General features: G+C 34.8%; 16 protein-coding genes and 1 pseudogene. 5 read left to right on the top strand and 12 right to left on the bottom strand.

Annotated elements, in window-relative coordinates:
* Positions 1 to 11 precede the first annotated feature (11 nt).
* From leuB to FLACOL7796_RS04200, 7 genes and pseudogenes are all read right to left on the bottom strand, one after another.
* Positions 12 to 1,073: a 3-isopropylmalate dehydrogenase gene (gene leuB, locus FLACOL7796_RS04230; RefSeq protein ID WP_173969583.1), complete on the bottom strand. Its 1,062-nt coding sequence runs from the start codon at positions 1,071 to 1,073 to the stop codon at positions 12 to 14.
* 155 nt (positions 1,074 to 1,228) lie between these two features.
* Positions 1,229 to 2,752 (bottom strand): alpha-isopropylmalate synthase regulatory domain-containing protein, encoded by a 1,524-nt coding sequence (locus FLACOL7796_RS04225; protein WP_173969582.1) that lies wholly within the window; start codon positions 2,750 to 2,752, stop codon positions 1,229 to 1,231.
* Between the two features lie 48 nt (positions 2,753 to 2,800).
* Positions 2,801 to 3,373 carry an O-methyltransferase gene (locus FLACOL7796_RS04220; protein WP_173969581.1) on the bottom strand — a complete coding sequence of 191 codons (573 nt, stop codon included), beginning with the start codon at positions 3,371 to 3,373 and terminating at the stop codon, positions 2,801 to 2,803.
* Between the two features lie 109 nt (positions 3,374 to 3,482).
* Positions 3,483 to 4,079 carry a 3-isopropylmalate dehydratase small subunit gene (gene leuD / locus FLACOL7796_RS04215; RefSeq protein ID WP_173969580.1) on the bottom strand — a complete coding sequence of 199 codons (597 nt, stop codon included), beginning with the start codon at positions 4,077 to 4,079 and terminating at the stop codon, positions 3,483 to 3,485.
* A 163-nt stretch (positions 4,080 to 4,242) separates the two neighbouring features.
* Positions 4,243 to 5,637 carry a 3-isopropylmalate dehydratase large subunit gene (gene leuC, locus FLACOL7796_RS04210; protein ID WP_083695346.1) on the bottom strand — a complete coding sequence of 465 codons (1,395 nt, stop codon included), beginning with the start codon at positions 5,635 to 5,637 and terminating at the stop codon, positions 4,243 to 4,245.
* A gap of 510 nt (positions 5,638 to 6,147) precedes the next feature.
* Positions 6,148 to 7,068, bottom strand: coding sequence for a helix-turn-helix domain-containing protein (locus tag FLACOL7796_RS04205; protein WP_173969579.1), 921 nt, complete (start codon positions 7,066 to 7,068; stop codon positions 6,148 to 6,150).
* Positions 7,069 to 7,206: 138 nt separating this feature from the next.
* A pseudogene (locus FLACOL7796_RS04200) lies at positions 7,207 to 7,944 on the bottom strand (SDR family oxidoreductase); the annotation flags it as partial.
* Between the two features lie 227 nt (positions 7,945 to 8,171).
* Between FLACOL7796_RS04200 and FLACOL7796_RS04195 the strand changes: the two are divergent.
* The 3 genes from FLACOL7796_RS04195 to FLACOL7796_RS04185 all read left to right on the top strand — a co-directional run bounded on the left by FLACOL7796_RS04195 (position 8,172) and on the right by FLACOL7796_RS04185 (position 14,401).
* Complete coding sequence (locus tag FLACOL7796_RS04195) at positions 8,172 to 8,591, top strand: DUF417 family protein (protein ID WP_173969577.1); 420 nt, start codon at positions 8,172 to 8,174, stop codon at positions 8,589 to 8,591.
* A 165-nt stretch (positions 8,592 to 8,756) separates the two neighbouring features.
* Positions 8,757 to 13,295: a DNA polymerase III subunit alpha gene (gene dnaE / locus FLACOL7796_RS04190; RefSeq protein ID WP_173969576.1), complete on the top strand. Its 4,539-nt coding sequence runs from the start codon at positions 8,757 to 8,759 to the stop codon at positions 13,293 to 13,295.
* A gap of 179 nt (positions 13,296 to 13,474) precedes the next feature.
* Positions 13,475 to 14,401: an outer membrane beta-barrel protein gene (locus tag FLACOL7796_RS04185; RefSeq protein WP_173969575.1), complete on the top strand. Its 927-nt coding sequence runs from the start codon at positions 13,475 to 13,477 to the stop codon at positions 14,399 to 14,401.
* Between the two features lie 475 nt (positions 14,402 to 14,876).
* On the opposite strand, the gene FLACOL7796_RS04180 is transcribed toward FLACOL7796_RS04185, so the two are convergent.
* The 4 genes from FLACOL7796_RS04180 to FLACOL7796_RS04165 form a co-directional block, all read right to left on the bottom strand.
* Entirely contained in the window at positions 14,877 to 15,869 is a 993-nt protein-coding gene (locus FLACOL7796_RS04180; RefSeq protein ID WP_173969574.1) for a Gfo/Idh/MocA family protein, read from the bottom strand.
* Positions 15,870 to 16,462: 593 nt separating this feature from the next.
* On the bottom strand, positions 16,463 to 18,571 hold the full coding sequence (locus FLACOL7796_RS04175) for a prolyl oligopeptidase family serine peptidase (protein ID WP_173969573.1): 2,109 nt from the start codon (positions 18,569 to 18,571) through the stop codon (positions 16,463 to 16,465).
* A gap of 255 nt (positions 18,572 to 18,826) precedes the next feature.
* On the bottom strand, positions 18,827 to 21,034 hold the full coding sequence (locus FLACOL7796_RS04170) for a TonB-dependent receptor (RefSeq protein WP_173969572.1): 2,208 nt from the start codon (positions 21,032 to 21,034) through the stop codon (positions 18,827 to 18,829).
* A 162-nt stretch (positions 21,035 to 21,196) separates the two neighbouring features.
* A complete protein-coding gene (locus FLACOL7796_RS04165; RefSeq protein ID WP_173969571.1) occupies positions 21,197 to 21,550 on the bottom strand; it encodes a hypothetical protein in 354 nt (117 codons plus the stop codon).
* A 192-nt stretch (positions 21,551 to 21,742) separates the two neighbouring features.
* Between FLACOL7796_RS04165 and FLACOL7796_RS04160 the strand changes: the two genes are divergently transcribed.
* On the top strand, positions 21,743 to 22,477 hold the full coding sequence (locus FLACOL7796_RS04160; protein ID WP_317168322.1) for a porin family protein: 735 nt from the start codon (positions 21,743 to 21,745) through the stop codon (positions 22,475 to 22,477).
* Here the strand turns inward: FLACOL7796_RS04160 and FLACOL7796_RS04155 are convergent.
* On the bottom strand, positions 22,472 to 23,077 hold the full coding sequence (locus FLACOL7796_RS04155; RefSeq protein ID WP_232067289.1) for a hypothetical protein: 606 nt from the start codon (positions 23,075 to 23,077) through the stop codon (positions 22,472 to 22,474). The two genes, FLACOL7796_RS04160 and FLACOL7796_RS04155, sit on opposite strands and share 6 nt — an antisense overlap.
* Positions 23,078 to 23,479: 402 nt before the next feature.
* On the opposite strand from FLACOL7796_RS04155, the gene FLACOL7796_RS04150 reads away from it, so the two are divergent.
* Entirely contained in the window at positions 23,480 to 25,951 is a 2,472-nt protein-coding gene (locus tag FLACOL7796_RS04150; RefSeq protein WP_173969570.1) for a bifunctional UDP-N-acetylmuramoyl-tripeptide:D-alanyl-D-alanine ligase/alanine racemase, read from the top strand.
* Positions 25,952 to 26,010: the final 59 nt, after the last annotated feature.

The raw sequence follows: 26,010 nt of genomic DNA, 5'->3' as shown, positions 1-26,010 counted from the left end.
GAAAATAAAAATTATAGGTTTTCTACAAGCCAATCTCCAACTTCGCTGGTTTTGTATGCTTTTGATCCTTTAGTTGCAAGATCTTCAGTAACAACTCCTTGCTCTAATGATTTGTTTACAACTGCTCTAATCGCTTCGGCTTCGTCTTTTAATCCGAATGCGTCTTCGAACATCATCGCTGCAGATAAAATAGTCGCTAATGGGTTTGCAATATTTAATCCTGTAGCTTGTGGGTAAGATCCGTGAATTGGTTCGTATAAAGAAGTATGTTCTCCAACAGAAGCAGAAGGCATTAATCCCATTGAGCCTGAAATTACAGAAGCTTCATCAGTTAAAATATCTCCGAATAAATTTTCAGTGATTAATACGTCATAAGAGTTTGGCCATTGTACCAAACGCATTGCAACAGCATCAACAAATTCGTATGAAACAGTAACTTCAGGATAATCTTTTTCCATTGCCTGAACCGTTTCTCTCCATAAACGTGAAGTTTCAAGAACGTTAGCTTTATCAACGCAACATAATTTTTTGCTACGAGTCATCGCGAGTTCAAAACCTTTTTTAGCCAAACGCTGTACTTCGGCTCTTGTATAAACACAATTATCGAAAGCAGTTTCTCCGTCGTCTTTTCTTCCTTTTTCTCCAAAGTAAATTCCGCCTGTTAATTCTCTTAAGAAAACCAAATCAGTTCCTTCGATTCTTTCTCTTTTTAAAGGAGAATTATCAATCAAAGAAGGAAAAGTAAAAGTAGGACGTACGTTTGCAAACAAGCCTAATTTTTTACGCATCAATAATAATCCCTGCTCCGGACGAACTGGTGCGCTTGGATCGTTATCATATTTTGGGTGACCAATTGCTCCAAATAAAACCGCATCAGCTTTCATGCAAATTTCGTGCGTTTCATCAGGATAAGGAACTCCAACGGCATCAATTGCGCAAGCTCCAGTCAGGGCAGGAGCCCAGGTTATTTCGTGATTGAATTTTTTTGCAATAGCATCAGATACTTTTACAGCTTCATTTATTACCTCAGGACCAATTCCGTCTCCTGCTAAAAGGGCTATGTTAAATTTCATTTTTTTGAGTTTCTAAGATTCTGAGTTACTAAGGTTCTAAGTTTTTTTCTTAGTAAATGAGAATCTTTATTTATAATTGTTTTATTAGTTTTTTTGAGATTTTCTAAGCTTCTAACTTTTCCTTAGTAGCTTAGAATCTTAGCGCCTTAGTGCCTTTAAGAAGTAACTACATTCAGCATTTTTTGAGTTGCAATAATTGCTGCAACTGTCTGATCTGAATCTAGTCCTCTTGTTTTAAATTCTTTTCCGTTGTTTGTCCAGGTGATGATCGTTTCGCATAAAGCGTCTGAACTACTTCCGGGAGGAATTCTCACGGCATAATCAATCAATTTCGGAAGTGTTAGTTTTTTGCTTTTATAAATTTTGGATAAAGCATTCATAAATGCATCAAACTGACCATCGCCTTGAGCATGTTCTTCTATGATTTCTCCATCAAGATTTAAGCTTAATGTTGATGATGGGCGCGTTCCTTTTGAATGCATTAATACGTAAGACTGTATGGTAATTTTTTCTTGGTAAGTATGACTGTCCAGAACATCTGAAATAATATACGGAAGATCTTCTTTGGTAACGGTTTCTTTTTTGTCGCCTAGTTCTATGATTCGTTGCGTAACCAATTTTAAATCTTCCTGATTTAATTTTAAACCCAATTCCTGAAGATTTTTCTCGATATTGGCTTTTCCGGAAGTTTTTCCTAAAGCGTATTTTCTCTTTCTCCCGAAACGTTCCGGAAGCAAATCATTAAAATATAAATTGTTTTTGTTATCTCCATCAGCATGAATTCCGGCGGTTTGTGTAAAAACGTTATCGCCCACAATTGGTTTGTTGGCAGGAATTCTATAACCTGTAAAGGTTTCAACTAATTTACTTACCGTATAAAGGGAAGTCTCTTTTATGTTGATGCTAACTTCTGGTAAATAATCATTGATTACGGCAACCGTACTTTCAAGCGGAGCATTTCCGGCGCGTTCTCCCATTCCGTTTACTGTAACGTGAAGTCCGTTTATACCTGCTTTTATAGCTTCCATAACGTTAGCAATGCTTAAATCGTAATCGTTATGTGCATGAAAATCAAAGTGAATATTTGGATATTTTGCTCTGATTTTTGAAATAAATTCAAAAGTCAAAGATGGAATTAAAACACCTAAAGTATCTGGGAGTAAAATTCGTTTAACAGGCTGAGTAGATAAAAAATCCAAAAACTGAAAAACATATTCTGGTGAATTTCGCATTCCGTTGCTCCAATCTTCCAGGTAAACATTGGTATCAATATTATTTTCTTTCGCTAAAGCGATGATTTGAGCGATTTCAGAAAAATGCTGTTCAGGAGTTTTTTTTAATTGATGCGTTAAGTGATTCATTGAGCCTTTCGTCAATAAATTCTGCACTTTGGCACCGGCCTTTTTCATCCATTCGATAGAAACACCTCCGTCTACAAACGAAAGTACTTCAATTCTATTAATATATCCTCGCTCTTCAGCCCAGGATGTAATGCCTTTTACGGCTTGAAATTCTCCTTCGCTTACGCGAGCCGAAGCAATTTCGATTCTATCAATATTTAATTCCTCCAACAATAATTGCGCAATGGTTAATTTTTCTGCAGCAGAAAAAGATACTCCCGAGGTTTGTTCACCATCACGGAGCGTTGTATCCATTATTTCAATTTTTCTTTTTTCCATTATAATATTGTTTGCTTTAGATAATTAAGCATGAGTAATCTTGATGACTTATATTTTTGTGATAAGAATTAAACCTGTCGACCAGCACATTTTTGTTAATTGAATGTCTTTTCTTTTTTCTAAATCCTGAATAAGAGCTTCGACATTTTTATCGTGGTTTTTTGGCCAGTTTCGCTGTGGCAACATGTCATCAATTAGATAGATTCCTCCTGGATTTAAGAGGTTTAATGTTTCTTCTAAAACAACATATTTGCCTGGCCAGGCATCGGCAAAAATCAAATCAAATTTTTCTTCTGTATAATTTAAAATCCATTTTTCGGCATCTTCACAAACGAATCTGACATTCGGTTCCTGAAAATATTTTTTAGCAATGTTTTGATATTCTGCTGAATTGTCGATCGAAATTAAATTAGCATTTTTGCTCATTCCTTCAATCATCCACGCAAGTGATAATCCTGTTCCAGTGCCTAATTCTAAAAAATGTCCGTCTTTTTTTGTTGCAACTAATGTTCTAAGTAAACTTCCTGTTTGTAAATCTGACGGCATTGAAAACGAAATTTTTTCAGAAGCGTTTTTGATTTCTGAATAATGGTTCGGTAATACAATGCTATTGTCGTTCATTTTTTAGAAGTTATAAATTGCAATTGGTTATTATTTTAAATTATAAAGCAGTTACTAAGCTCAACTATAAAGTTGAAGCCTGAGTAACTGCATTTTTATAGGTTGATTGTTAGTAAGGAAGTTTATCGGCGAAAGCCACAATATCTTCTTTAATATTTTGCAAATAATCAATGTCATCAAAGCCATTAATCATGTTGTTCTTTTTGTATCCGTTAATCGCAAAAGATTCTTGCTGACCAGTTGACAATAAAGTAATGGTTTGGTTTGGCAAGTTGATTTCTAGTTGTGTATTTGGATCAGCTTCAATCGCTTTAAAAATTGTGTCTGCAAATTCTGGACTAACCTGAACTGGCAAAACTCCAATATTTAAACAGTTTCCTTTAAAGATATCTGCAAAGAAACTTGAAACTACAGCTCTAAAACCGTAATCATAAACTGCCCAGGCAGCGTGTTCTCTTGAAGATCCTGAACCAAAGTTTTTTCCTCCAACAAGGATTTTTCCGCTATAGGTTGAATCGTTCAAAACGAAATCAGCTTTTGGAGAATCGTCTCCGTTATATCTCCAGTCTCTAAAAAGATTGTCTCCAAAACCTTCACGCTTTGTAGCTTTCAGGAAACGAGCCGGGATGATTTGATCTGTATCTACGTTCTCAATTGGTAGTGGCACAGCACTACTTGTAAGTATATTAAATTTATCGTATGCCATTTTTTGGAATTTTAGATTTTAGATTTTTAGATTTTTAGATTTTCTTTTGAAAACTTAAAATGTTAGAACCTAAAAATGTTTTGTATTAAATAATGTAAATCAATTTTATTTGAAGAAGTTTAGATAAAGATTGCTCATAGTTGAAAAATCTAAAATCTCCAATCTAAAATAATTCGCGCGGGTCTGTTAGTTTTCCGGTAACAGCAGCAGCGGCAGCCATAATTGGGCTTGCTAATAATGTTCTTGAACCAGGACCCTGACGACCTTCAAAGTTTCTGTTTGAAGTACTTACTGCATATTTTCCAGCAGGAACTTTATCATCGTTCATTGCTAAACACGCTGAACAACCCGGCTGACGCAATACAAAACCAGCTTCTGTCAAAATATCTAAAATACCTTCTTCTTTAATCTGAGCTTCAACAACGTGAGAACCCGGAACTAACCAAGCGGTAACATTATCTGCTTTTTTTCTTCCTTTTACAATTTCGGCGAAAGCCCTAAAATCTTCAATACGTCCGTTTGTACAACTTCCTAAGAAAACGTAATCAATTGGTTTTCCAATCATCACATCATCTTCCTGGAAGCCCATATAAGCTAACGATTTTTTATAAGTTTCCTCACCGCCTTCAACTTGATTGGCGTTCGGAATATGTTTTGAGATACCAATTCCCATTCCAGGGTTAGTACCATAAGTAATCATTGGTTCAATGTCTGAAGCTTTGATGTTTAATTCAGCATCAAAAACAGCATCAGCATCCGTTTTTAAAGTTTTCCAGTATTCAACTGCTTTTGTCCATGCTTCACCTTTAGGAGCAAATAATCTTCCTTCAAGGAAATCAAAAGTAGTTTGGTCAGGAGCAATCATACCACCACGAGCACCCATTTCGATACTTAGGTTACAAACAGTCATACGACCTTCCATAGTCATGTTTTCGAAAACATCACCAGCATATTCAACAAAATAACCTGTTCCTCCAGAAGTAGTCAATTGAGCAATAATATAAAGCGCAACGTCTTTTGGACCAACACCTTTACTTAATTGACCGTTTACGTTGATACGCATTTTCTTTGGTTTTGGCTGCATAATACATTGAGTAGAAAGCACCATTTCAACCTCAGAAGTTCCGATACCAAAAGCAATCGCTCCAAAAGCACCGTGAGTAGACGTATGAGAATCTCCACAAACAATAGTAGCACCTGGCAAAGTAATTCCGTTTTCAGGACCCACTACGTGTACAATTCCATTTTTAATGTGACCTAATCCCCAGTGCGAAATTCCGTATTCGGCAGCATTATCTTCAAGCGCTTTAAGCTGATTTGCCGATAGTGCATCTTCAACTGGTAAATGTTGGTTTATGGTTGGTGTATTGTGATCTGCAGTTGCAAAAGTACGCTCAGGATATAAAACCTTAACGCCTCTGGCTTTTAATCCTAAAAAAGCAACAGGACTCGTAACCTCATGAATGAAATGACGGTCAATAAAAAACACATCTGGTCCATCTTCAATTTTACGCACTACATGTGAATCCCATACTTTGTCAAATAATGTCTTACTCATTTTTATTTTTTTTAATTGTAATTTCTAACCACAGCAATTTCCTGCTCATTATAATAGGAAAACAAAATTAGAAAAAGATATAAGGGCGTCAATTTCAATATTTCATTATATACGATACCCAAACTTAAATACAAATTGTGATTGGCTTTTTTGCCCTTAGATTTGATTGTAGAATGAATATAAATTGGTTTTCCTTTTCCTTTTCAGGTTAATTTTGATTTGATTGCTTTAATTTTAATAGTTGGCAAATTTATCTCAAAATCAATATAAAATATAGGTTTTTATTCAAAAAAATGTAACAATATGAGTTGAAATAGTAATAATTGTTAGGTTTGATTTGTTTTGAAGTTTTTGTTTTTATGGATTGTAATGGCTTTAAAAGCTAATTTTTGAAGTTTTTAAATATTCTAAAATTCATTAAAATACTACGACATCCAAGAAGTGTATTTTTATGAAATTTTATGATTTTTAATGTAAAAACGAATCTATTGAAGAAGATAATTTTAGAGACTAATTCAATGAGTTTTTAAATTCCAATGGCGTGAGATTGGTTTTCTTTTTGAAGAGTTTGCTAAACGATTGTGGATATTCAAAACCCAATTGATAGGCTATTTCTGCTACCGAAAGATTGGTAGAAATCAGGGAATCTTTTGATTTTTCGATGAGTTTCGAATGAATGTGCTGTTGCGCATTTTGTCCGGTTAGATTTCGGAGCATGTCGCTCAGGTAATGCGTAGAAACGTTGATTTGTGAAGCAAGAAAATCTACTGTAGGTAATCCTTTTTTTAAAGTTTCGGCATTATTAAGATAATTGTCCAGCGTTTCTTCGACTTTCAGTAATAAATCGTGACTGACTGTTTTTCGGGTAATGAACTGGCGTTTGTAAAAACGATTGCTGTAATTCAGCAAAACATCAATATAAGAAACAATTACATCCTGACTCATTTCGTCTATTGCAGTATGAAGTTCGTTATCAATGCTGGTTAATAATCCTATAATGGTTGTTTTTTCGCTATCAGAAAGGTGTAGTGCTTCATTCGTATCATAAGAAAAGAAACCGTATTTTTTGATGTTTTTGCCTAAAGGATAATTTCTAATAAAGTCCGGGTGAAAAAGCAAGGTAAAACCAAAATACTCGATACCTTCTTCATTGTCAGTGAAAATCAATTGATTAGGCGAAGCAAACATTAATCCGCCTTCATTAAAATCATAATATCCCTGACCGTAGCCCATTTTTCCGTTAGTAGAAAACTTATAAGATATTTTGTAAAAATCGAGTAAAAAAGAAGTATTCGTTAAATCAGCATTTATAACAAGTTGCGTATTATCGACTAAACTTATCATAGGATGAAGCGGTTTTGGAAGCCTCAGTAAGCTATGAAATTGCGATATAGAGGAAATTTTTGCCGGATTATTGTTTTTCTTTTCCATGATATAAATGTATAAAAAAATCAAAAACGAATACCGCACAGCTTATCAAACCTGAGCGGTATCAGTAATAAATTATGCTCCTAAAAATTGTTTGCCAAATGCAGCGCGAAAAACTTCGTCACCTTGTTCCTGTCTTTATTTGTAAAGTGCTTTTGCATCTTCTCCGGCTACATATCTTAGTTGGCTTTTTCCATCGGTTGCAGCTTCGTAAACAACATTGGCAATTTGTTCCGGTGTTGATGCCATTTCAAACATTACATCTACATTTTCAAACATTTTATTTGCCATTGCCTGGTATTCAGGTTTAACTCCTGTATCAAGCGAACCATGAAGAAATTCTGTTTTGATACCGCCCGGAGAAACCGTTTTAATATTGATTCCAAACGGATTTAATTCATAAGCCATACTTTCGCTCCAGCCTTCTAATCCCCATTTTGTTGCGTGATATACAGATGCTAAAGGAAAAGAAATCAATCCGCCAATAGAAGTTGTAGAGATAAACAATCCGCTTTTTCTTTCTCTGAAATACGGAATAAAAGCATTAGTTACACGAATTACGCCTAATAAATTTGTGTTTAATTGTTTCGTGATTTGATCGTCATTAAAGCTTTCCAAAGGTCCAATTAAACCATAACCTGCATTATTAAAAACGATATCAATATCGCTTAATTCTAATGCTTTTTTAACGGTGCTTTGTATTTGATCGTAGTTGGTAACATCTAATGGTAAAAGTGTTACATTTTCTAAATTAGAAAGTTCGGTTTCTTTTTCCGGAGTTCTCATTGTAGCAATTACATTCCATCCTTTTTGCTGAAATAATTTTGCTGTAGCTTTTCCTAATCCTGATGATGCGCCTGTGATAAAAATAGTTTTCATAATAATTTGTTTTAAATTGATAGGGCAAAGTTCAGGATAGAGCCGAGTTTAAAAGTGTTCATTTTGGTGCAATGAGTATCCAAAATGAATAATCGAAGTTTTCAGAATGAAATTAAATGGAAATTTAAATATCATAATGGGTCAATTGCTTCATTATGACAGCTAGCTGACAATTACTTTTAAAAAGAACTTCTAATATTGAAGAATTTAATTTTAAATAAAATATCATGAATTTAAATCAATTTGCGTACAAACTGGGAGTTTTAGGAACTGTAATTATTTTAATCTGGGTAGGGCTTTTTAAGTTTACAGCCGTTGAAGCCGGAGCGATAAAAGGTTTGGTCGAGAATCATTTTGCGATGAGCTGGATGTATAAAGTGATGTCTGTACAACAGGTTTCTAATTTTATTGGAATTTTTGAAGTTCTTACCGGAATTGGGTTGTTTATTTCTTTGTTTTTTAAAAGAATTGGTTTTTATGCCGGTTTTGCTTCAGCAGTAATATTTGTAACAACGTTGAGTTTTTTAATTACAACTCCGGGTGTTTTTAAAACTGTAGAGGGGTTTCCTGTTACCGATTTTTTTATTTTAAAAGATATTCCGTATTTGGCAATTTCTTTAATGGTTTTTGTAAAAGGCAAGGAATAAATTAGGCACAATTCTTAACAAAATTCACTAGCTAATTTGTTTAAAAAAAGCGTAAATTTGAACTTCCTCCATAATTTACAGAGTAGTTTTTTATATTCCATATAATCAGATGTTTATATAGGAAGGATTTGGAATTTGGAGCTTTAATTTTTGTATTTTCACTCTATGTATTTAATATTCGATACCGAAACAACCGGATTACCAAAACGCTGGGATGCTCCAATAACCGATTCTGATAACTGGCCTCGCTGTATTCAGATCGCATGGCAGCTTCATGACGAAATGGGACAGCTTATTGAACATCAGGATTACCTGGTAAAACCTGACGGATTTAATATTCCATATGATGCAGAGCGTATTCACGGAATTTCGACAGAATTGGCCGAGGCCGATGGAATTACTTTGGCTGAGGTTTTAGAAAAATTCAATATTGCTTTAAGCAAAACCAAATTTATTGTAGGTCAGAATTTAGGTTTCGACGTTAATATTATGGGTGCTGAATTTCATAGAATGGGAGTAGATTCTCCTATGAGTTCAATGCCGGTTTTAGATACTTGTACCGAGGTTACGGCTTCGTTATTAAAACTTCCGGGAGGTCGTGGAGGAAGGTTTAAATTACCAACACTTACAGAATTACACGAATATCTTTTTAATAAACCTTTCGCAGAAGCGCACAACGCAACTGCCGACGTTGAGGCAACTACGCGTTGTTTTCTGGAATTAATAAGAAGAGAAGTTTTTACCAAAGAAGAACTGGATGTTCCGAAGGATTATTTCAAGGAATTTCAAAATAGAAACCCACAGGAATTTCCGTTAATTGGTTTAAAGCACATCAATCTAAAAGCAGCTTCTGATAAAATCAGAGAGCAGTTAAAAGCTTTAGAGTCTGTAGGGCAAGAACCTGCAGTTTCGCATTCTGACAGAGAAGATTTTAAAGAGGCAAAATACGCGCATTTACACAATCACACCCAATTTTCGGTTTTACAATCGACTATAGGAATTGGAAATATTGTTGCGGCTACAGCCAAAAACGGAATGCCTGCCGTTGCCATGACGGATACAGGAAACATGATGGGAGCTTTTCACTTTGTGAGCGCCGTTATGAACCACAATAAAGCAGCATCAGGAAAAAATAAAGCTTTGGTTGAAGCGGGTGAAGAACCAACAGAAACCGAAATAAAACCAATCGTGGGTTGCGAATTTAATGTTTGCGACAATCACTTGGATAAAAGTAAAAAAGACAACGGAAATCAGGTTGTATTATTAGCCAAAAATAAAAATGGTTATCATAATCTGGCGAAAATGTCTTCGATCGCTTTTACAAACGGATTTTATTATGTTCCGAGGATTGACCGCGCCATTATCGAAAAATACAAAGAAGACATCATGGTGTTGTCCGGGAATTTATATGGAGAGATTCCGAGTAAGATCCTGAACATTGGTGAAAACCAAGCCGAAGAAGCTTTGATTTGGTGGAAAGAACAATTTGGCGATGACTTTTATCTTGAGATTATGCGACATAATCAGGAAGACGAAAATCGTGTAAACAAAACCCTGATTGAGTTTTCTAAAAAGCACAATGTCAAATTAATTGCAACCAATAATACCTATTATTTAAATAAAGAAGACGCCAATGCGCACGATATTTTATTGTGTGTAAAAGATGGTGAAAAACAAGCTACGCCAATTGGTCGTGGACGTGGATATCGTTACGGATTACCTAATCAGGAGTATTATTACAAGTCTGGAGAAGAGATGAAAAAACTCTTTGCCGATTTGCCTGATTCGATTATTAATATTCAGGAAATTGTAGATAAAGTTGAGATTTATTCGCTTTACCGAGATGTATTACTTCCTAAATTTGATATCCCGGAAGAATTTGTAGTTGTTGAAGATGAAGCTGATGGAGGAGTTCGTGGAGAGAATAAATACCTGCGACACCTTACAATGGTGGGAGCAAAAAAACGATACGGAGAAATCACAGAATCGATTCAGGAGCGTCTGGATTTTGAGTTATTAACGATTTCCAATTCCGGATATCCGGGTTACTTCCTGATTGTTCAGGATTTTATCGCTGAAGCCCGAAAAATGGACGTTTCTGTAGGGCCAGGCCGTGGATCTGCTGCGGGATCTGCCGTAGCATACTGTTTAGGAATTACCAATATTGACCCTATTAAGTACGATTTGCTTTTTGAGCGTTTCCTGAATCCTGACCGTGTATCCATGCCCGATATTGATATCGATTTTGATGATGAGGGTCGTGGTCGTGTTATGGATTACGTAATTAATAAATACGGACAAAATCAGGTGGCGCAAATTATTACTTATGGTAAAATGGCAACCAAATCGGCGATTCGTGATACGGCTCGTGTACTGGATTTACCATTGTTTGAAGCCGATAGAATTGCAAAACTGATTCCGGGAATGATGCCGTCAAAATGGAATTTGGCGCGTTTTATTTCTGAAAGCGAAGAAGAGGTTAAAAAAGCGCTTCGTTCTGATGAATTTGATAATGTAAAAGAATTGATCGCCATTGCCAACGAAGATGATTTGGCGGGAGAAACCATTCAACAAGCAAAAATCCTGGAAGGATCGATGCGAAATACCGGAATTCATGCCTGTGGTGTAATCATTACGCCATCGGATATTACGAATTTCGTTCCCGTAACTACAGCAAAAGATTCTGATTTATATGTAACACAGTTTGATAACTCGGTTGCAGAAAGTGCAGGATTGCTGAAGATGGACTTCTTGGGTCTGAAGACCCTTACCTTGATTAAAGATACCGTTAAACTGGTAAAATATAGAAACGGAATTGATTTGGATCCCGATACTTTCCCGATTGATGATGTTGAGACTTATGCACTTTTCCAAAGAGGAGAAACGGTTGGAATCTTCCAATATGAGTCACCCGGAATGCAGAAATACATGAAGGATCTGAAACCTACGGTTTTTGGAGATTTAATTGCCATGAACGCCTTGTATCGTCCGGGACCTTTAGAGTATATTCCGTCTTTCGTACGAAGAAAAAATGGCGAGGAAGAAATCAAATACGATTTAGATGCCTGTGAGGAATATTTAGGAGAAACCTACGGAATTACCGTTTACCAGGAGCAGGTAATGCTTTTGTCGCAATCGCTGGCTGACTTTACAAAAGGTGAGGCCGACGTTTTGCGTAAAGCGATGGGTAAGAAACAAAAAGACGTACTAGATAAAATGAAGCCTAAGTTCGTAGAACAAGCGGCGAAAAAAGGTCATGATGCAAAAGTTCTGGAGAAAATCTGGAAAGACTGGGAAGCATTTGCGAGTTACGCCTTCAACAAATCCCACTCGACTTGTTATGCCTGGATTGCGTATCAAACTGCTTATTTAAAAGCGCATTATCCTGCTGAATATATGGCGGCGGTACTTTCGAATAATATGAATGATATCAAACAAGTATCATTTTTTATGGAAGAATGCAAACGAATGGGCTTACAGGTTTTAGGACCGGATGTAAACGAGTCGTTTTACAAATTTACCGTAAATGATGAATATGCTGTTCGTTTTGGTATGGGAGCGATTAAAGGAGTAGGTTCCGGAGCTGTGGCAACCATTGTAGAAAGCAGAAAAGACGGTAAGTACAAATCGATTTTTGATTTAGCAAAACGTATTGATTTGCGTGCTGCAAATAAAAAAGCAATCGAAAACCTGGCTTTGGCAGGAGGTTTTGATTCGTTTGAAGGAACGACAAGAGCCCAATATTTTCATGATGATGGCGACGGAATTACCTTTTATGAAAAAGCAATTCGTTACGGATCTAAATTTCAGGAAAATGAAAATTCATCACAGGTAAGTTTGTTTGGAGAAACTAGCGAAGTACAAATTGATGAACCGGTTGTGCCGCCATGTGAAGACTGGAGCACGATGGAAAAATTGGCCAAAGAGAAAGAAGTAGTTGGAATCTACATTTCAGGACATCCACTTGATGATTTTAGATTTGAGATGAAATACTTCTGTAATTCCCGATTAGAATCCCTGAAAAGCATGAACGAATATGTGGGTAAAAATCTAAACTTTGCCGGAATCATTAATAACGTTCAGCATCGTGTGGCAAAAAACGGAAAAGGCTGGGCTGTATTTAATCTCGAAGGTTATGATGAAAGTTATGAGTTTAAGATTTTTGGCGAAGAATACTTGAAATTCCGCCATTTCCTGATTCAGAATAATTTTGCTTTCATAAAAATATTAATAAAAGACGGTTGGGTCAATCATGATACCGGTAAAAAGTCAGATCCAAGAATGCAATTTGTCGAGATTCGACAGTTGCAGGATATTCTGGAAGCTTTTGCCAAAAAATTGATTTTACTATTAAATATAAAAGACTTACAAGAAGAGTTTATTCATTCGTTGAGTCGCTTGTTTAGTGAAAATAAAGGAGACAATTCTGTGACTTTTGAAATCATGGAGTTAGAAAAGATAAAACGTTTGGTCGAAGTAGAAACTCCAACTGATTTTGAAGAAGCTGATGATGCTGTTTTTGTCGACGAAAACGAAGATACCGAAGCAGCAATTGAAGAAACTAAAATTCAGGAAGTAAATGAAGTCGAAGAAATAAAAGTTGTAACCAAACTTACCATGCCTAGTCGCAGGCTAAAAGTTAAGATTTCTACCGAGTTATTGATAGAATTAGAGAAAATGCAGATAAATTTTAAGCTAAACTAAATTTTAACAGTTAAAATTTAGGGTTATGTATTTTTTTAGTGTTAAAATTATGCATGCATAATAGTTTTTTAGTAATATTGCTTAAAATTACAACGTTTTCGTGCCAAGTCTAACAATGCAAACTCTAAGAATATGTTAAAATAATCTAAGTTTGTAAAAAAACAATTAAAAACAGAATTATGAAAAAAAACCTATTTTTACTCGGATTATTAGTTTGCTCTATGGCCACAATGGCGCAAACAGAAAAAGCAGATAAACCAGAAAGTTGGTATTTTAAATTGGGTGGATCTTATTTTATTCAAACCGCTGCTACTGAATTCCCAACTGTAGGAGGAAATCTTCCATTGGATAGAACTTTTGTAGGAGGAAAATTAGTTTCTGAAGAAAGTGTTACAGGTTCTTTTGGTGAAGGTTTTAGAACTGGAATCACTGCCGGATATAGATTTAATGCTCGTTTAGGAGTTGAATTAGGGGTTAATTATTACACTAGTAAAGATAAGACAATGGCACAAACCAGATCAGATGTGCCTATTACACCAGCTGGTGTATATGCTTTTAAATCAGTAGGTCAGATTACTGCTTTTGATCTTGCTCCGGCTTTGGTATTGTTTTTAGGAGAACACAAAGGTTTTGAGCCTTATACTAAAGTAGGTGTTTTAGTTCCTATCCACGGAGATTTAGAAATTACTTCTGATGCATACGCTCCAATTGCTTTTTCAAATACAGGGGCTCCAACTGCTTTTGGAAATGTTCATAGTGTCGATAAAGTAAAACCAAACCCAACAGTTGGATTTGTTGCCGCTTTAGGAACATCTTATAAATTAGGAAAAAATATTTCAGTTTTTGGTGAATTAGAATATCGTAATTTTACTGTACACGGTAAGACTAAAGAAACTACTGAATTTACAGTTAATGGCAATGATGCCTTAGCAACAAGATCTACATCTCAAATTCATACAAATTATAGAAGTAAATTAGATGTTAATTCTAATAATGCTTTGACAAATCCAAATGGTGTTGATAAAACTAAACCAATGGATGAATTAAGTTCTTACGTTGGAATTTCAGGTTTAGGACTAACACTTGGTCTTAAATACAGCCTATAATTTTATAGTACTTTTTAGTTTTTTGAAAAAGAGGATATTCATAATGAATATCCTCTTTTTTTTGCACAAACTTTTCATCTTAGTTTTTATAATATTTTTTTTCAGGAGCTAATCCCGCTATCCGCTCCAATCTTTTATTTTTTTAAAGGAAAAAAATAAAAGGATTTCCACTTCTATCGGGGCTAGGACACACGTTTTCATAACAATATTTCAATATAGTTTGTTATTCCGAGGAACGAAGGATCTCCGCAAGAAACTAACGCAAAGGATTTTAATTCATTCGTTGCAAACAATGATTTTTGATAAAGAATTGAATTGTCTCCAGCTTTAGCTGGAGGAACACAATGAAAACAAAAAAGGCTTTAGCCAAAGATTCAAACCTTTTGGCTAAAGCCCTCTTGATAGTAAGTATGCAAACTCCATTAAAGCTGGAGAGAATTCACAATTCACAATTTACAACTCACAATTATAATAATTATTTAGAATTCCTAAACTCCTTCAAAACTTCATCAATAACCCAGGTAGTTCTTGCCGCCGATGTTCCTTTTGATGGATTAATTCCTTCATTACCCAAAATCTCAGCAACAACAGTTTCAATAAGAGGCTGCTGAATATGTAATGGGTTTTCGATCGTAATACTTTCTTTTTCACCATTTGCATATTGAATATGTATTGGGTCATTTCCAAAAGTAGAGAACGATATTTTTCCTTTATCACCCACAATATCAGTATTGTCATAACGCTCAAAACTAGCGAAATTCCATAAACCCGTTCCGTGAATTCCGTTTTCGAATAAAAAAGACATCGAAACCGAATCTTCGGCCGGATACGCTTTAAGTTGCGAACTGGCATGACCACGAACCGATTGAATCGGACCCAAAACAAAATCCAGAAAATCTAAAGTATGACAAGCCAGATCAACAAAAATCCCGCCACCTGAAATATGCGGTAAAACCGTCCAGGGCAAGTTAATTTCGTCATCGTATCTTTCTTCAAACGGATGGTATAAAACACAATTTACGTGTCTGACAGTTCCTATCTTATTTTGATCAATAAGTTCTTTTATTTTTAAAAAACGCGGTAAACTTCTTCTGTAATACGCAACAAACAAAGGAACATTGTGTTCTTTACAAACGCTGATCATCTCGTTGCATTCTTCAAAATTCAGGGCCATTGGTTTTTCTACATAAACCGGTTTTCCTGCTTTGGCACACAAAATAGTATATTCTTTATGAGACGATGGAGGAGTGGCAATATAAACAGCATCGACTTCCGGATCATTAATTAAATCAGCAGCATTCGAATACCATTTAGCTACATTATGACGTTTGGCATAATCTTCGGCAAGAGCCGCATCCCTGCGCATAACAGCAACCAAAGCCGAGTTAGGCGTTTTCTGAAATGCAGGACCACTTTTTACTTCGGTTACATTTCCACAACCTATAATTCCCCATTTTACAATTTTCATTTTTTTTGGTTTTTTAGTTATTCAAATTTAAAAAGGTTTGCCACGAATTTCACGAATTTTCACTAATTATTTTTTCATGTAGATTATGCAGATTTGATTTTACCGCAAAGCACGCAAAGTTTTTATGCCTGGAAGATTTTATAAAAACACAAAGTTCGCAAAGCTGGATTCAACAATACAAAGCTTTGCAGATCCTAACACAAAAAATCTGCTAAATCTGCAAGATCTGCGAGAAAACAAAAAACAGCCACGAATTCACGAATTAATTTTCATGCAGATTTAATTTTACCGCAAAGCACGCAAAGTTTTTATACTTAGAAGATTTTATAAAAACGCAAAGTTCGCAAAGCTTTGTATTGAACCAGCTTTGCGAAACTTGTGTTTTTACAACGACAAGCTGATACAAAATCTTTGCGTGCTTTGCGGTAAAATTCTCAATCCGAAATAAAATAGCTCTCGGCAAAATAATTCGTGCTAATTCGTGAAATTCGTGGCGAAAAAAAACGTCACAGAATCTGTGGTAAAAAAAATAAGCCACGAACTCACAAAAATAATTCGTGAATTCGTGGCTAACAATTTAAGCGATTAAAGTTTTATTTTTTAGGTAAAGCTTTAAAACCCATATTGTAAAGCGTGAACGCCTGAATGTCTACATTTTCCTGGATCATAGCCGCAACAGATTTTCCTGCTCCGTGACCAGCTTTTACATCAATACGAATTAAAACCGGATTAGGACCAGTTTGTTTTTCCTGCAATTCAGCAGCAAATTTAAAACTATGTGCAGGAACTACACGGTCATCATGATCTCCAGTTGTAACCATAGTTGCAGGATACTGAACACCTTTTTTTACATTTTGTACAGGAGAATATCCTTTTAAATATTCGAACATCTCTTTACTATCCTGAGACGTTCCGTAATCGTAAGCCCAACCTGCACCTGCAGTAAAAGTATGGTAACGTAACATATCCATTACACCAACAGCTGGTAATGCAACTTTCATTAAATCCGGACGTTGTGTCATTGTAGCTCCAACTAATAAACCTCCGTTAGAACCTCCACGAATCGCTAAGAAAGCAGATGAAGTATATTTTTGCGCGATTAAATATTCGCCGGCAGCAATAAAGTCATCAAATACATTTTGCTTTTGTAATTTAGTTCCTGCATCATGCCATTTTTTACCATATTCTCCACCACCTCTTAAGTTAGCAACAGCGTAAACTCCGCCATTTTCTAACCAAACAGCATTTGCAATGTTGAAACTTGGCGTTAAGCTAATGTTGAATCCGCCGTAACCGTAAAGGATTGTTGGGTTTTTACCGTCTAATTTTAATCCTTTTTTATACGTGATGATCATCGGGATTTTTGTTCCGTCTTTTGAAGTATAGAATACTTGTTTTGATTCGTAATCTTCACTTTTAAAATCAACTTTTGGTTTTTGATATACTTCAGATTTACCAGATTTTGGTTCAAATGAATAGATTGTCCCTGGAGTTATATAGTTTGTAAAACTATAGTATAAAGTCTTTTCGTCTTTTTTTCCTCCAAATCCAGCTGCAGTTCCTATACCAGGAAGTTTGATTTCGCGAACTAATTTTCCGTTATAATCGTATTGTTGTACAAATGAAACAGCATCTTTTGTGTAATTAGCAAAGAAAAATCCGCTTCCGGTTGAAGGCGATAAAATATCTTGAGTTTCTTTGATAAAATCTTTCCAGTTTTCTGGTTTAGGATTGCTTATGTCAACCGTTACAACACGTTTGTTTGGAGCGTTTAAGTCAGTTTCGATAAACAATTTTGTTCCTTCGTTTTCGATGATCTGATTGTCGCTGCTAAAATTGTCTACAATCGTTACAATCGGACTATTCGCTTTAGTTAAATCTTTGATGTATAATTCGTTTCCGTAAGTAGAATTAGCAGCAGAAATTACTAAATATTTATCGTCTTCAGTAACATAACCGCCTACGTATCTTCTTTTTTGATCTGCACCAAAAATAACTTTATCCTCTTTTTGAGAAGTTCCAAGTTTGTGGTAATACAATTTGTGCTGATCTGTCTTAGCAGATAATTCGCTTCCTTTAGGTTTGTCATAACTAGAGTAATAAAACCCGTCGTTTCCGTGCCATGAAACACCGCTGAATTTTACATCAACCAAAGTGTCCTCGATAGCTTTTTTAGACAAAGCATCAATAATGATTACTTTTCTCCAGTCGCTTCCACCTTCAGAAATCGCGTAAGCAGCTTTATTTCCATCTTTAGAAAAATTCAAACCACCAAGAGAAGTTGTTCCGTCTTTAGAAAACGTATTTGGATCTAAGAAAGTTTCTTCCTTGCCATCTTTTCCTTTTCTATAAATAACAGCTTGATTCTGAAGTCCGTTGTTTTTTGAATAATAAGTAAATTTTCCTTCTACAAATGGAGCGCTGATTTTCTCATAATTCCAAAGTTTTTCCATTCGTTTTTTTAGTTCTTCACGAAATGGAATTTTATCTAAATATCCGTAAGTAACCTCATTTTGAGCTTTTACCCAAGCACCTGTTTCAGCTGATTTGTCATCTTCAAGCCAACGGTAAGGATCGTTTACTTTTGTGTCAAAATAGACGTCAACTGTTTCGCCTTTTTTAGTTTCAGGATATTGAATTTTATTTTGTGCAAATGAAATTCCTGCAGTTGTAATTGCCATTATAAGAAATGTTTTTTTCATAGTTTATGTTTAACAGTTGTCACAAAAATAGCGTTTTTTGTTGTGAAAATAAAAGCGATAAAGAACTAAACCATATAAGTTATATAAGTTCATTTAATTTAGGTTTAGCCTAATATTTACTTATATAACTTATATGGTTTAAAATATAAATTCGTGGTTTAAAAAAGTACAATTAAATAAACCACGTAAGAAATACATGTTCAACCAAAAACAAAATAAACAGGCATCATACTTACATGGTTTAATTAAAAAAAATTATAAGTTGAAGTTAACTCCCAACACGATATTACGTCCGATATTAGGAATTCCGTCTGTTTTTAATCTTGATAAGTGAGCAATATATTTTTTATCGAATAAGTTATTTCCGTTCAGGTTTACATCAAAAGCATGTTTACCAAGTTTTACCGTTCCTCCAAAAGCTAAATTTACTAAAGTATAGCCGTCTGAAGCCGTTTCAAAACCACTCACATTTTTCTGCGCGAAAGTTGATGAAACATTCAAAGAAGCATATCCCTCTTCAAACCAGTTGTTGATTTTAAATTCCGTTCTTAAAGTGTTGTTCCAGTTGTTAGCAGGAATTAAAGGCAAATAATCATTGTTTGCTTTTTTACCCGTAACCGTTTCAAAACTAGTTTCAAAATGCAACCAATCTAATGGGTGAGGGTGAAAGTGTAGACCAACTTCACCACCGTATAATTTTGCATTGTCCTGAATATAAGCAAAAACATCATTATCGTCACGAACTTCTCCAGTTGGCGAAGTGAAAATATAATTGTTTACATGATTGTAAAATCCATTAATAAAGAATTCAAAATGCGTGTTTTTGTATTCTAAATTCAAATCAGTCTGAACGTTTTGTTCCGTTTTCAAATTAGCATTTCCAATTTCATAACGGTTGGTTCCTTCGTGAACCCCATTCGAAGTTAATTCCGCTAAATTTGGAGCTCTAAATCCGGTTGCCACATTCAATCTAAGAGTTAGCGGTTCTGCCAGTTTTGTTTTATAACCCAAAGAAGCATTAAAACTGTCAAAAGATCTGTCAAGAGGTAAAAAGTAACCTTCTTCGCCTTCAGTTCCGTGTGCTATAGAAGTAATATTTCGGTTGTCAAAACGCAATCCGGCCTGAATAACACTATTGTCCCATTCGTAATTTGCAGTTCCAAAAACACCAAAATCATTTGTTGTAGCGTCCGGAATCAAATATTCTTCACCAGAATTTTTGTTTGTTTGGTGCATTCCCTGAACTCCCAAAATAGTTTCAATTTTACCCAATTTTGGGAAATGATATTTAGCATTGTAGTTAAAAGTATTCAGTTTCATATGAAGCGATGCTTCGTTACTGTCTTCAAACTCGCTTCTGTCATTCGCAATATATCCTAAATCAACATCTAATTTCGAATTTTGAAAAAAGATAACGTTGTTTAAACTCAATAAATGATTGAAAATTCCCTGTCTTGGAAACTCTGTGTTTTTGCTGGTCGATTGCTCTCCAATTCCGTTATCTGGCATTCCAAGATCAAGTTTGTTGTAGTTGTATCTTAAAACACTAGAAAAACTAGAATTGCTGTAGCCAATTCCGGTTTTAAAATCAGTTTCGTTATAACGAGTGTTGGTTACGCGTTCCCCATCTGCAATTTTATAATCAGAATGTGTATTGAAACTTCCACGAGCAAGAAATTTCCAGTTATCAGTCGAAGTTTTTAGTCCAATAGAAGAATTGCTTCCTTGTGTATTCGTGAAATATTTTTGACTAAAATTAGCTTTGAATGTATTTGCATCGGCAAATTTTTCGGGATTAAAATACAAAACTCCACCCAAAGCATCAGAACCATATAATAAAGATGCTGGCCCTTTGATCACTTCGACACTTTCGATTCCGGCATCATTTAAACCTAAACCATGTTCGTCTCCAAATTGTTGATTTTCGATACGAACACCCTGAGAATAAACCAAAACACGATTTCCGCTCAAACCTCGAATGACCGGTTTCCCGATAGAGGTTCCGGTAGAAATTTGAGAAACCCCTGGAATTGTAGCCAAACCTTCGATTAAAGTCGAAGTTCCTTTTTGCTGTAAAGTTTTAATACTTTCGTGCTCCACCTTCATTACGTTTTGCGATTGCAGCTTATTAAAAGGTGTTGAAACTACCACTTCATCCATTTCAAAAACAGATTCGGTAAGCGTTATATCGATGGTATTTTCTTTTAATAATTTATTGATTGATTTACTTTGAGCGGTGAATCCAACGATACTAAAAGTAATACGGAAGCTTCCGTTTGGAAGATTCTTAAATTCATATTTTCCGTTCTGATCAGTCGTCGTTCCTTTGTGCAGCTCAGGCGCATAAACAGATACGTTTGCTAACGGTTGGTTTTCAAGATTTGTTACTGTTCCTGAAACCGAATTTTGAGCAGAAAGAATGCCCGAAAACCCTAAAATAAGGGCTAATATTATTTTTTTCATTTGAAAATGATGCTATAGTTAATTGTATTTATCTTTTGAAAAACAAAAACGAAAAAGAATAGTAAAATTTGCCGATCCCGAGAATTTCAGGATGGGGAAATCTGCTAATTTTTCAGGATTAGATTTAAAAAGAGTTTGATTTTACTTCGAATGATTTCGAACTTAAGAAACTATAGCAGAGGGCGGGCCACGCAGTAAATACGGACTTTCTGAAAGTGAAAATGTTTTTTCTGAAAGAGAGAAAAAATAAGGGATTTCGTAGTTGAAAGAATGAAACTCAAAAGCAAATTGTTCAGGAACAATATAACTTCCAAAAACAAAATGACAAACAAAACATACATCATAATCATGATGCTGATGCGTTATTTCGCCATTTGGGTCATTATAGTTATGATGACATTGTTTTTCTGAAAGCTGCTTTACAATATGCTCATAACTGTGTATGGACTGAAACAATATTGAGAACAATACTGTCAGAGCCAAAGAAACACTTAATATGAGTTGTTTTCTTTTCATTTCCCGACAAAGGTATAAAAGATCAAAGTAAAATCGATTTATTTTTTGAATTCTGTTCCTGATTTGATGAAAAAAGTGCAAAGAATGAATTTATTCTTCATCAAAAAGAGAATAATTACGATCTAATTGCTTCCTGAACTAGCATTATATTATATTTGTAAGTAAAATAAATCTACTCTAAAAAACGTTTACTTGAAAAACTCTTTAAAACCAAAATACGATATGCGATTACTTTTTAGTTGTTTGTTTTTAGTATCGTTTTTCAATTCTTTTGCGCAAGACGTTAAGCCGGAGATAAAACCTATTGTAAAAATCGATTCTTTATATCGTGAAGATCAGTTTTATTTTTCGGTTACATATAATCTTTTGGTTCAGGCTCCTTCAGGTTTAAAACAGGACAAATTTTCAGCAGGACTTTCTGCAGGTTTTTTGCGTGATATGCCCATCAATAAAACAAGAAACATTTCGATTGCAGCAGGTTTAGGGTTGAGTTATCAAAACTTTTATCAAAACTTAACCATTTCAAAAGGTCCGGACGGAGAGCAGGTGTATGGCGTAAATGGCTATAGCGAATTTGTTACCAACAGATACAAGCAATACTCAGTAGATATGCCTATTGAGTTTCGATGGAGAACCTCGACCTACGAAAGTTATAAATTCTGGAGGATTTATAGCGGGGTAAAATTGAGTTATATATTCTCAGATAAATCAATCCTGAAAGACGGAGAAACGACTTATAAAATCTCTAATAATAAAGACGTCAATCAATTTCAATACGGCGTTTACATGTCAGCGGGTTATAATACCTGGAACGTGTATTGTTATTATGGTTTAAATAGTTTGTTCGATAAATCAGTGAAAACCGTTTCTGGAGAAAGTATTCAAATGAACGCTATGAATATAGGTTTGATTTTCTATATTTTATAGCCACAAATATAAAAACAGCAATTGCGGAACAATACCTATACAAGTTCCAATGAGTAATTCATTTGGCGAATGTGCTTCCATTTCTAAACGAGAAGATGCTACAACTCCAGTCATTAAAATCAGAAAAGCAGCCCAATAAGGATTTTGCATTTGAAGATGCATGTTAAGCCCGATGGCAAAAATTGTAAATCCGCTAATGGCCATCATGTGCAAACTTGCTTTTACTTTAAACATGGAAAGTACCAAAGCTAAAATTGTACTAAACAACGCACCCAGAAAAAAGAAGTGCAGCTCCGGATAACGCGCGATAACAATGCTTCTTTTTACCAGTAAAATATACAAAAAACATTGCAGGACAAGCGGAATCCTGCGTTGTGAAGTTTCATGTACCATTACTGATTTTACATGTCCCGTTGAACGTAACAACAAGAAAAACAATACCGGTACTAAAATCGTAATGATCAGAATCTGAAATAAAACGTAATATTTTTCCTGATTAGTAAAAGCGTCATTTTTGCAAAAAAGGTAAAATAAAGTGGCATACATCGAGATAAAAATCGGATGTAATATATACGAAAATAAAGGAAGGATTCTTTTCAAAACGTTGTGTTTAGTGGTGTTAAGCAAATATAAACAAATAATGTTTTTTGATACGAATTTCACGGATTAGCATGAATTATTTTTTTTTCCACAGATTAAAAGAATTAAAAAAGATTTCTTTTCTATGCTGGTTTTTTGCCACGACCCGAGCGATAGCGAACAGGCGAAGCAATCTCACGAAATAACACAAATTTTATTTGTTATAATTCTTAGCAAACCTTTATTAATCTCCGGGAATCTTTTAATCTGTGGCAAAAAAAACACACAAAGAATTAGTGAAAATTTGTGCAATTCGTGGCAACCTTTTTTTAATCTGTGGCAAAAAAAACACACAAAGAATTAGTGAAAATTTGTGAAATTCATGGCAAACCTTTTTTTAAATTTGACAAAAAGAATTTCTCAATGAGCATAAACTTAAAAAGCCTTATACCGGTTCTTAATGCCGAATGGACGGGCTCCGAAACGGATATTTTTATTAATCATATTTCAATCGATAGCCGCTCTTTACAAAACGGATCTGAAACTTTGTTTATTGCCTTATCAGGTGTTAATAATGATGCTCATTTGTATATTGAGGAGTTGATTGCGCATGGTGTTCAAAATTTCGTAGTACAATATATCCCAGAAAATTGTGCGGGTAAAGCCAATTTTCTTGTCGTTAAAAACACGCTAAAAGCATTACAGGAGTTGGCAGGATATTACCGTAATCTTTTCGATTTTCCTATTATTGGGTTAACCGGAAGCAACGGTAAAACGATCGTAAAAGAATGGCTTAATTTCTTGTTAAGCCCTGATTTTAATATCATCAGAAGCCCTAAAAGCTACAATTCTCAGGTAGGAGTTCCCTTGTCTGTACTTGCCATTAATGAAAAACATAATTTAGGAATTTTCGAAGCCGGGATTTCTACGGTTAACGAAATGGTAAATCTGCAGAAAATTATCAAACCCACCACTGGCGTACTTACCAATATAGGAAGCGCACACGATGAGGGATTTTTGAATTTAGTGCAAAAGATCGACGAAAAATTAATTTTATTTAAAGACTGCCCGGTAATAATTTATCAAAAGAACGAAATTGTAGATTCTTGTTTATCTCAGTTTGTCGCCGAATATATGATGCATCCAAGAACTCTTTTTTCGTGGAGTTTTATAGATACTTCTGCTGATGTTTTTATTCTGAAAAAAGAAAATAAAAGCGATTCAACACATATTCAATACCAATATAAAGGAGAAACTTTCGATCTTGAAATTCCGTTTAGTGATACCGCTTCTATAGAAAATGCCATCTCTTGTTTGGTAGTTTTGCTTTATTTAAAATACGATTCAGAGACGATTCAGAATAGATTTGCGCGTTTGTATCCGGTACAAATGCGTCTGGAAGTTAAAAACGGAATCAATAATTGCAGTATAATTGATGATAGTTATAGTTCCGATTTTGAGTCGCTAACAATTGCCCTTGATTTTCTGGAAAGTCAGAAGAAAAAGAATGCTTCAAAAACGATTATTCTGTCTGATATTGTTCAGAGTGGTTTTTCGAATGAAGAATTGTACACTAAAGTTGGGCAATTAATTACGGATAATAAAATTAACAGAGTGATCGGAATTGGAACTACAATTTCGGCTTTTAAGTCTAAATTTTCTAATGTCATCACGTTTCAAAATACAGCCGAATTTATTGCTGAAATTGAAAATCTGAATTTCGAAAATGAAACGATTTTAATAAAAGGAGCAAGATCATTTCAGTTTGAAGAAATTGTGTCGCTGCTCGAAGAGAAAACGCACGAAACAGTTCTCGAAATTAATCTGAATTCTATCAGTTATAATCTGAATTATTTTAAATCAAAATTAGCCAATAACGTAAAGTTAATGGTGATGGTAAAAGCATTTGGTTATGGCAACGGAGGATTAGAAATTGCGAAATTACTCGAACATCATAAAGTCGATTATTTGGGTGTGGCTTTCGCCGATGAAGGAATCTCGCTTAAGAATGGTGGAATAAAACTGCCAATTATGGTTTTAAATCCTGAATCGACCAGTTTTCCTTCGATTATTCAGTACAATCTTGAGCCAGAAATTTATAGTGTAAAAGGATTGAAAGCCTTTTTGAAAATTGCCCGCGAAAAGAATTTAAAAGATTTTCCTATTCATATTAAATTAGATACAGGAATGCATCGTTTGGGTTTTGAAGAAAATACGCTGGACGAATTGATTCAGACTTTAAAAGGAAATTCAACCGTAAAAGTAAAAAGTGTATTGTCGCATTTGGCAACAAGCGACGAAGCAAGACATTTTGATTTTGTTCATTCGCAGATTAATTTATTCGAAAGATTATCATCAAAATTAATTTCAGAATTAAATATAAACCCAATTCGTCATATTCTAAATACATCCGGAATTAGTAATTTCCCGGACGCACAATATAATATGGTACGTTTAGGAATTGGTTTGTATGGAGTTTCAAACGATCCGGCAGAACAGAAATACCTGGAGAACGTTGGGACTTTAAAATCGATTATTTCTCAGGTTCGAACAATTCCTGCCGGAGATAGTGTGGGTTACGGACGTCGTTTTATGGCCGAAAAGGAAACTAAAATTGCAACAATACCAATAGGTTATGCTGACGGAATTTCTCGTTTATGGGGAAATTTAGTGGGTTATGTTGTAATTAAAAATCAAAAAGCATCAATAGTAGGGAATGTTTGTATGGATATGCTGATGGTTGATGTAAGCCATATCGACTGTAAAGAAGGAGATTCTGTGATTATTTTCGGCGAAAGCCCAACCGTTATAGAAATGGCTGCAGCGCTAAAAACGATTCCGTATGAAATTATGACCAGCATTTCGCAACGCGTAAAAAGAGTATTTTTTAGGTAGATTTTGAAACTTTGCAGAAAATTCCGTATTTTCGATTTCAATTAATTTATAAACTAAAA

The organism is Flavobacterium bizetiae, assembly GCF_902804475.1.
GTDB lineage: Bacteria > Bacteroidota > Bacteroidia > Flavobacteriales > Flavobacteriaceae > Flavobacterium > Flavobacterium bizetiae.
Note: the sequence above shows the minus strand (reverse complement) of the source record. Positions and strands in the feature narration are given on the sequence as shown.

What these genes read in the sequence shown, in the direction of transcription:
- leuB (WP_173969583.1), bottom strand. Translation starts at nt 1,073, where the DNA reads ATGAAATTTAACATAGCCCTTTTAGCAGGAGACGGAATTGGTCCTGAG.
- FLACOL7796_RS04225 (WP_173969582.1), bottom strand. Translation starts at nt 2,752, where the DNA reads ATGGAAAAAAGAAAAATTGAAATAATGGATACAACGCTCCGTGATGGT.
- FLACOL7796_RS04220 (WP_173969581.1), bottom strand. Translation starts at nt 3,373, where the DNA reads ATGAACGACAATAGCATTGTATTACCGAACCATTATTCAGAAATCAAA.
- leuD (WP_173969580.1), bottom strand. Translation starts at nt 4,079, where the DNA reads ATGGCATACGATAAATTTAATATACTTACAAGTAGTGCTGTGCCACTA.
- leuC (WP_083695346.1), bottom strand. Translation starts at nt 5,637, where the DNA reads ATGAGTAAGACATTATTTGACAAAGTATGGGATTCACATGTAGTGCGT.
- FLACOL7796_RS04205 (WP_173969579.1), bottom strand. Translation starts at nt 7,068, where the DNA reads ATGGAAAAGAAAAACAATAATCCGGCAAAAATTTCCTCTATATCGCAA.
- FLACOL7796_RS04195 (WP_173969577.1), top strand. Translation starts at nt 8,172, where the DNA reads ATGAATTTAAATCAATTTGCGTACAAACTGGGAGTTTTAGGAACTGTA.
- dnaE (WP_173969576.1), top strand. Translation starts at nt 8,757, where the DNA reads ATGTATTTAATATTCGATACCGAAACAACCGGATTACCAAAACGCTGG.
- FLACOL7796_RS04185 (WP_173969575.1), top strand. Translation starts at nt 13,475, where the DNA reads ATGAAAAAAAACCTATTTTTACTCGGATTATTAGTTTGCTCTATGGCC.
- FLACOL7796_RS04180 (WP_173969574.1), bottom strand. Translation starts at nt 15,869, where the DNA reads ATGAAAATTGTAAAATGGGGAATTATAGGTTGTGGAAATGTAACCGAA.
- FLACOL7796_RS04175 (WP_173969573.1), bottom strand. Translation starts at nt 18,571, where the DNA reads ATGAAAAAAACATTTCTTATAATGGCAATTACAACTGCAGGAATTTCA.
- FLACOL7796_RS04170 (WP_173969572.1), bottom strand. Translation starts at nt 21,034, where the DNA reads ATGAAAAAAATAATATTAGCCCTTATTTTAGGGTTTTCGGGCATTCTT.
- FLACOL7796_RS04165 (WP_173969571.1), bottom strand. Translation starts at nt 21,550, where the DNA reads ATGAAAAGAAAACAACTCATATTAAGTGTTTCTTTGGCTCTGACAGTA.
- FLACOL7796_RS04150 (WP_173969570.1), top strand. Translation starts at nt 23,480, where the DNA reads ATGAGCATAAACTTAAAAAGCCTTATACCGGTTCTTAATGCCGAATGG.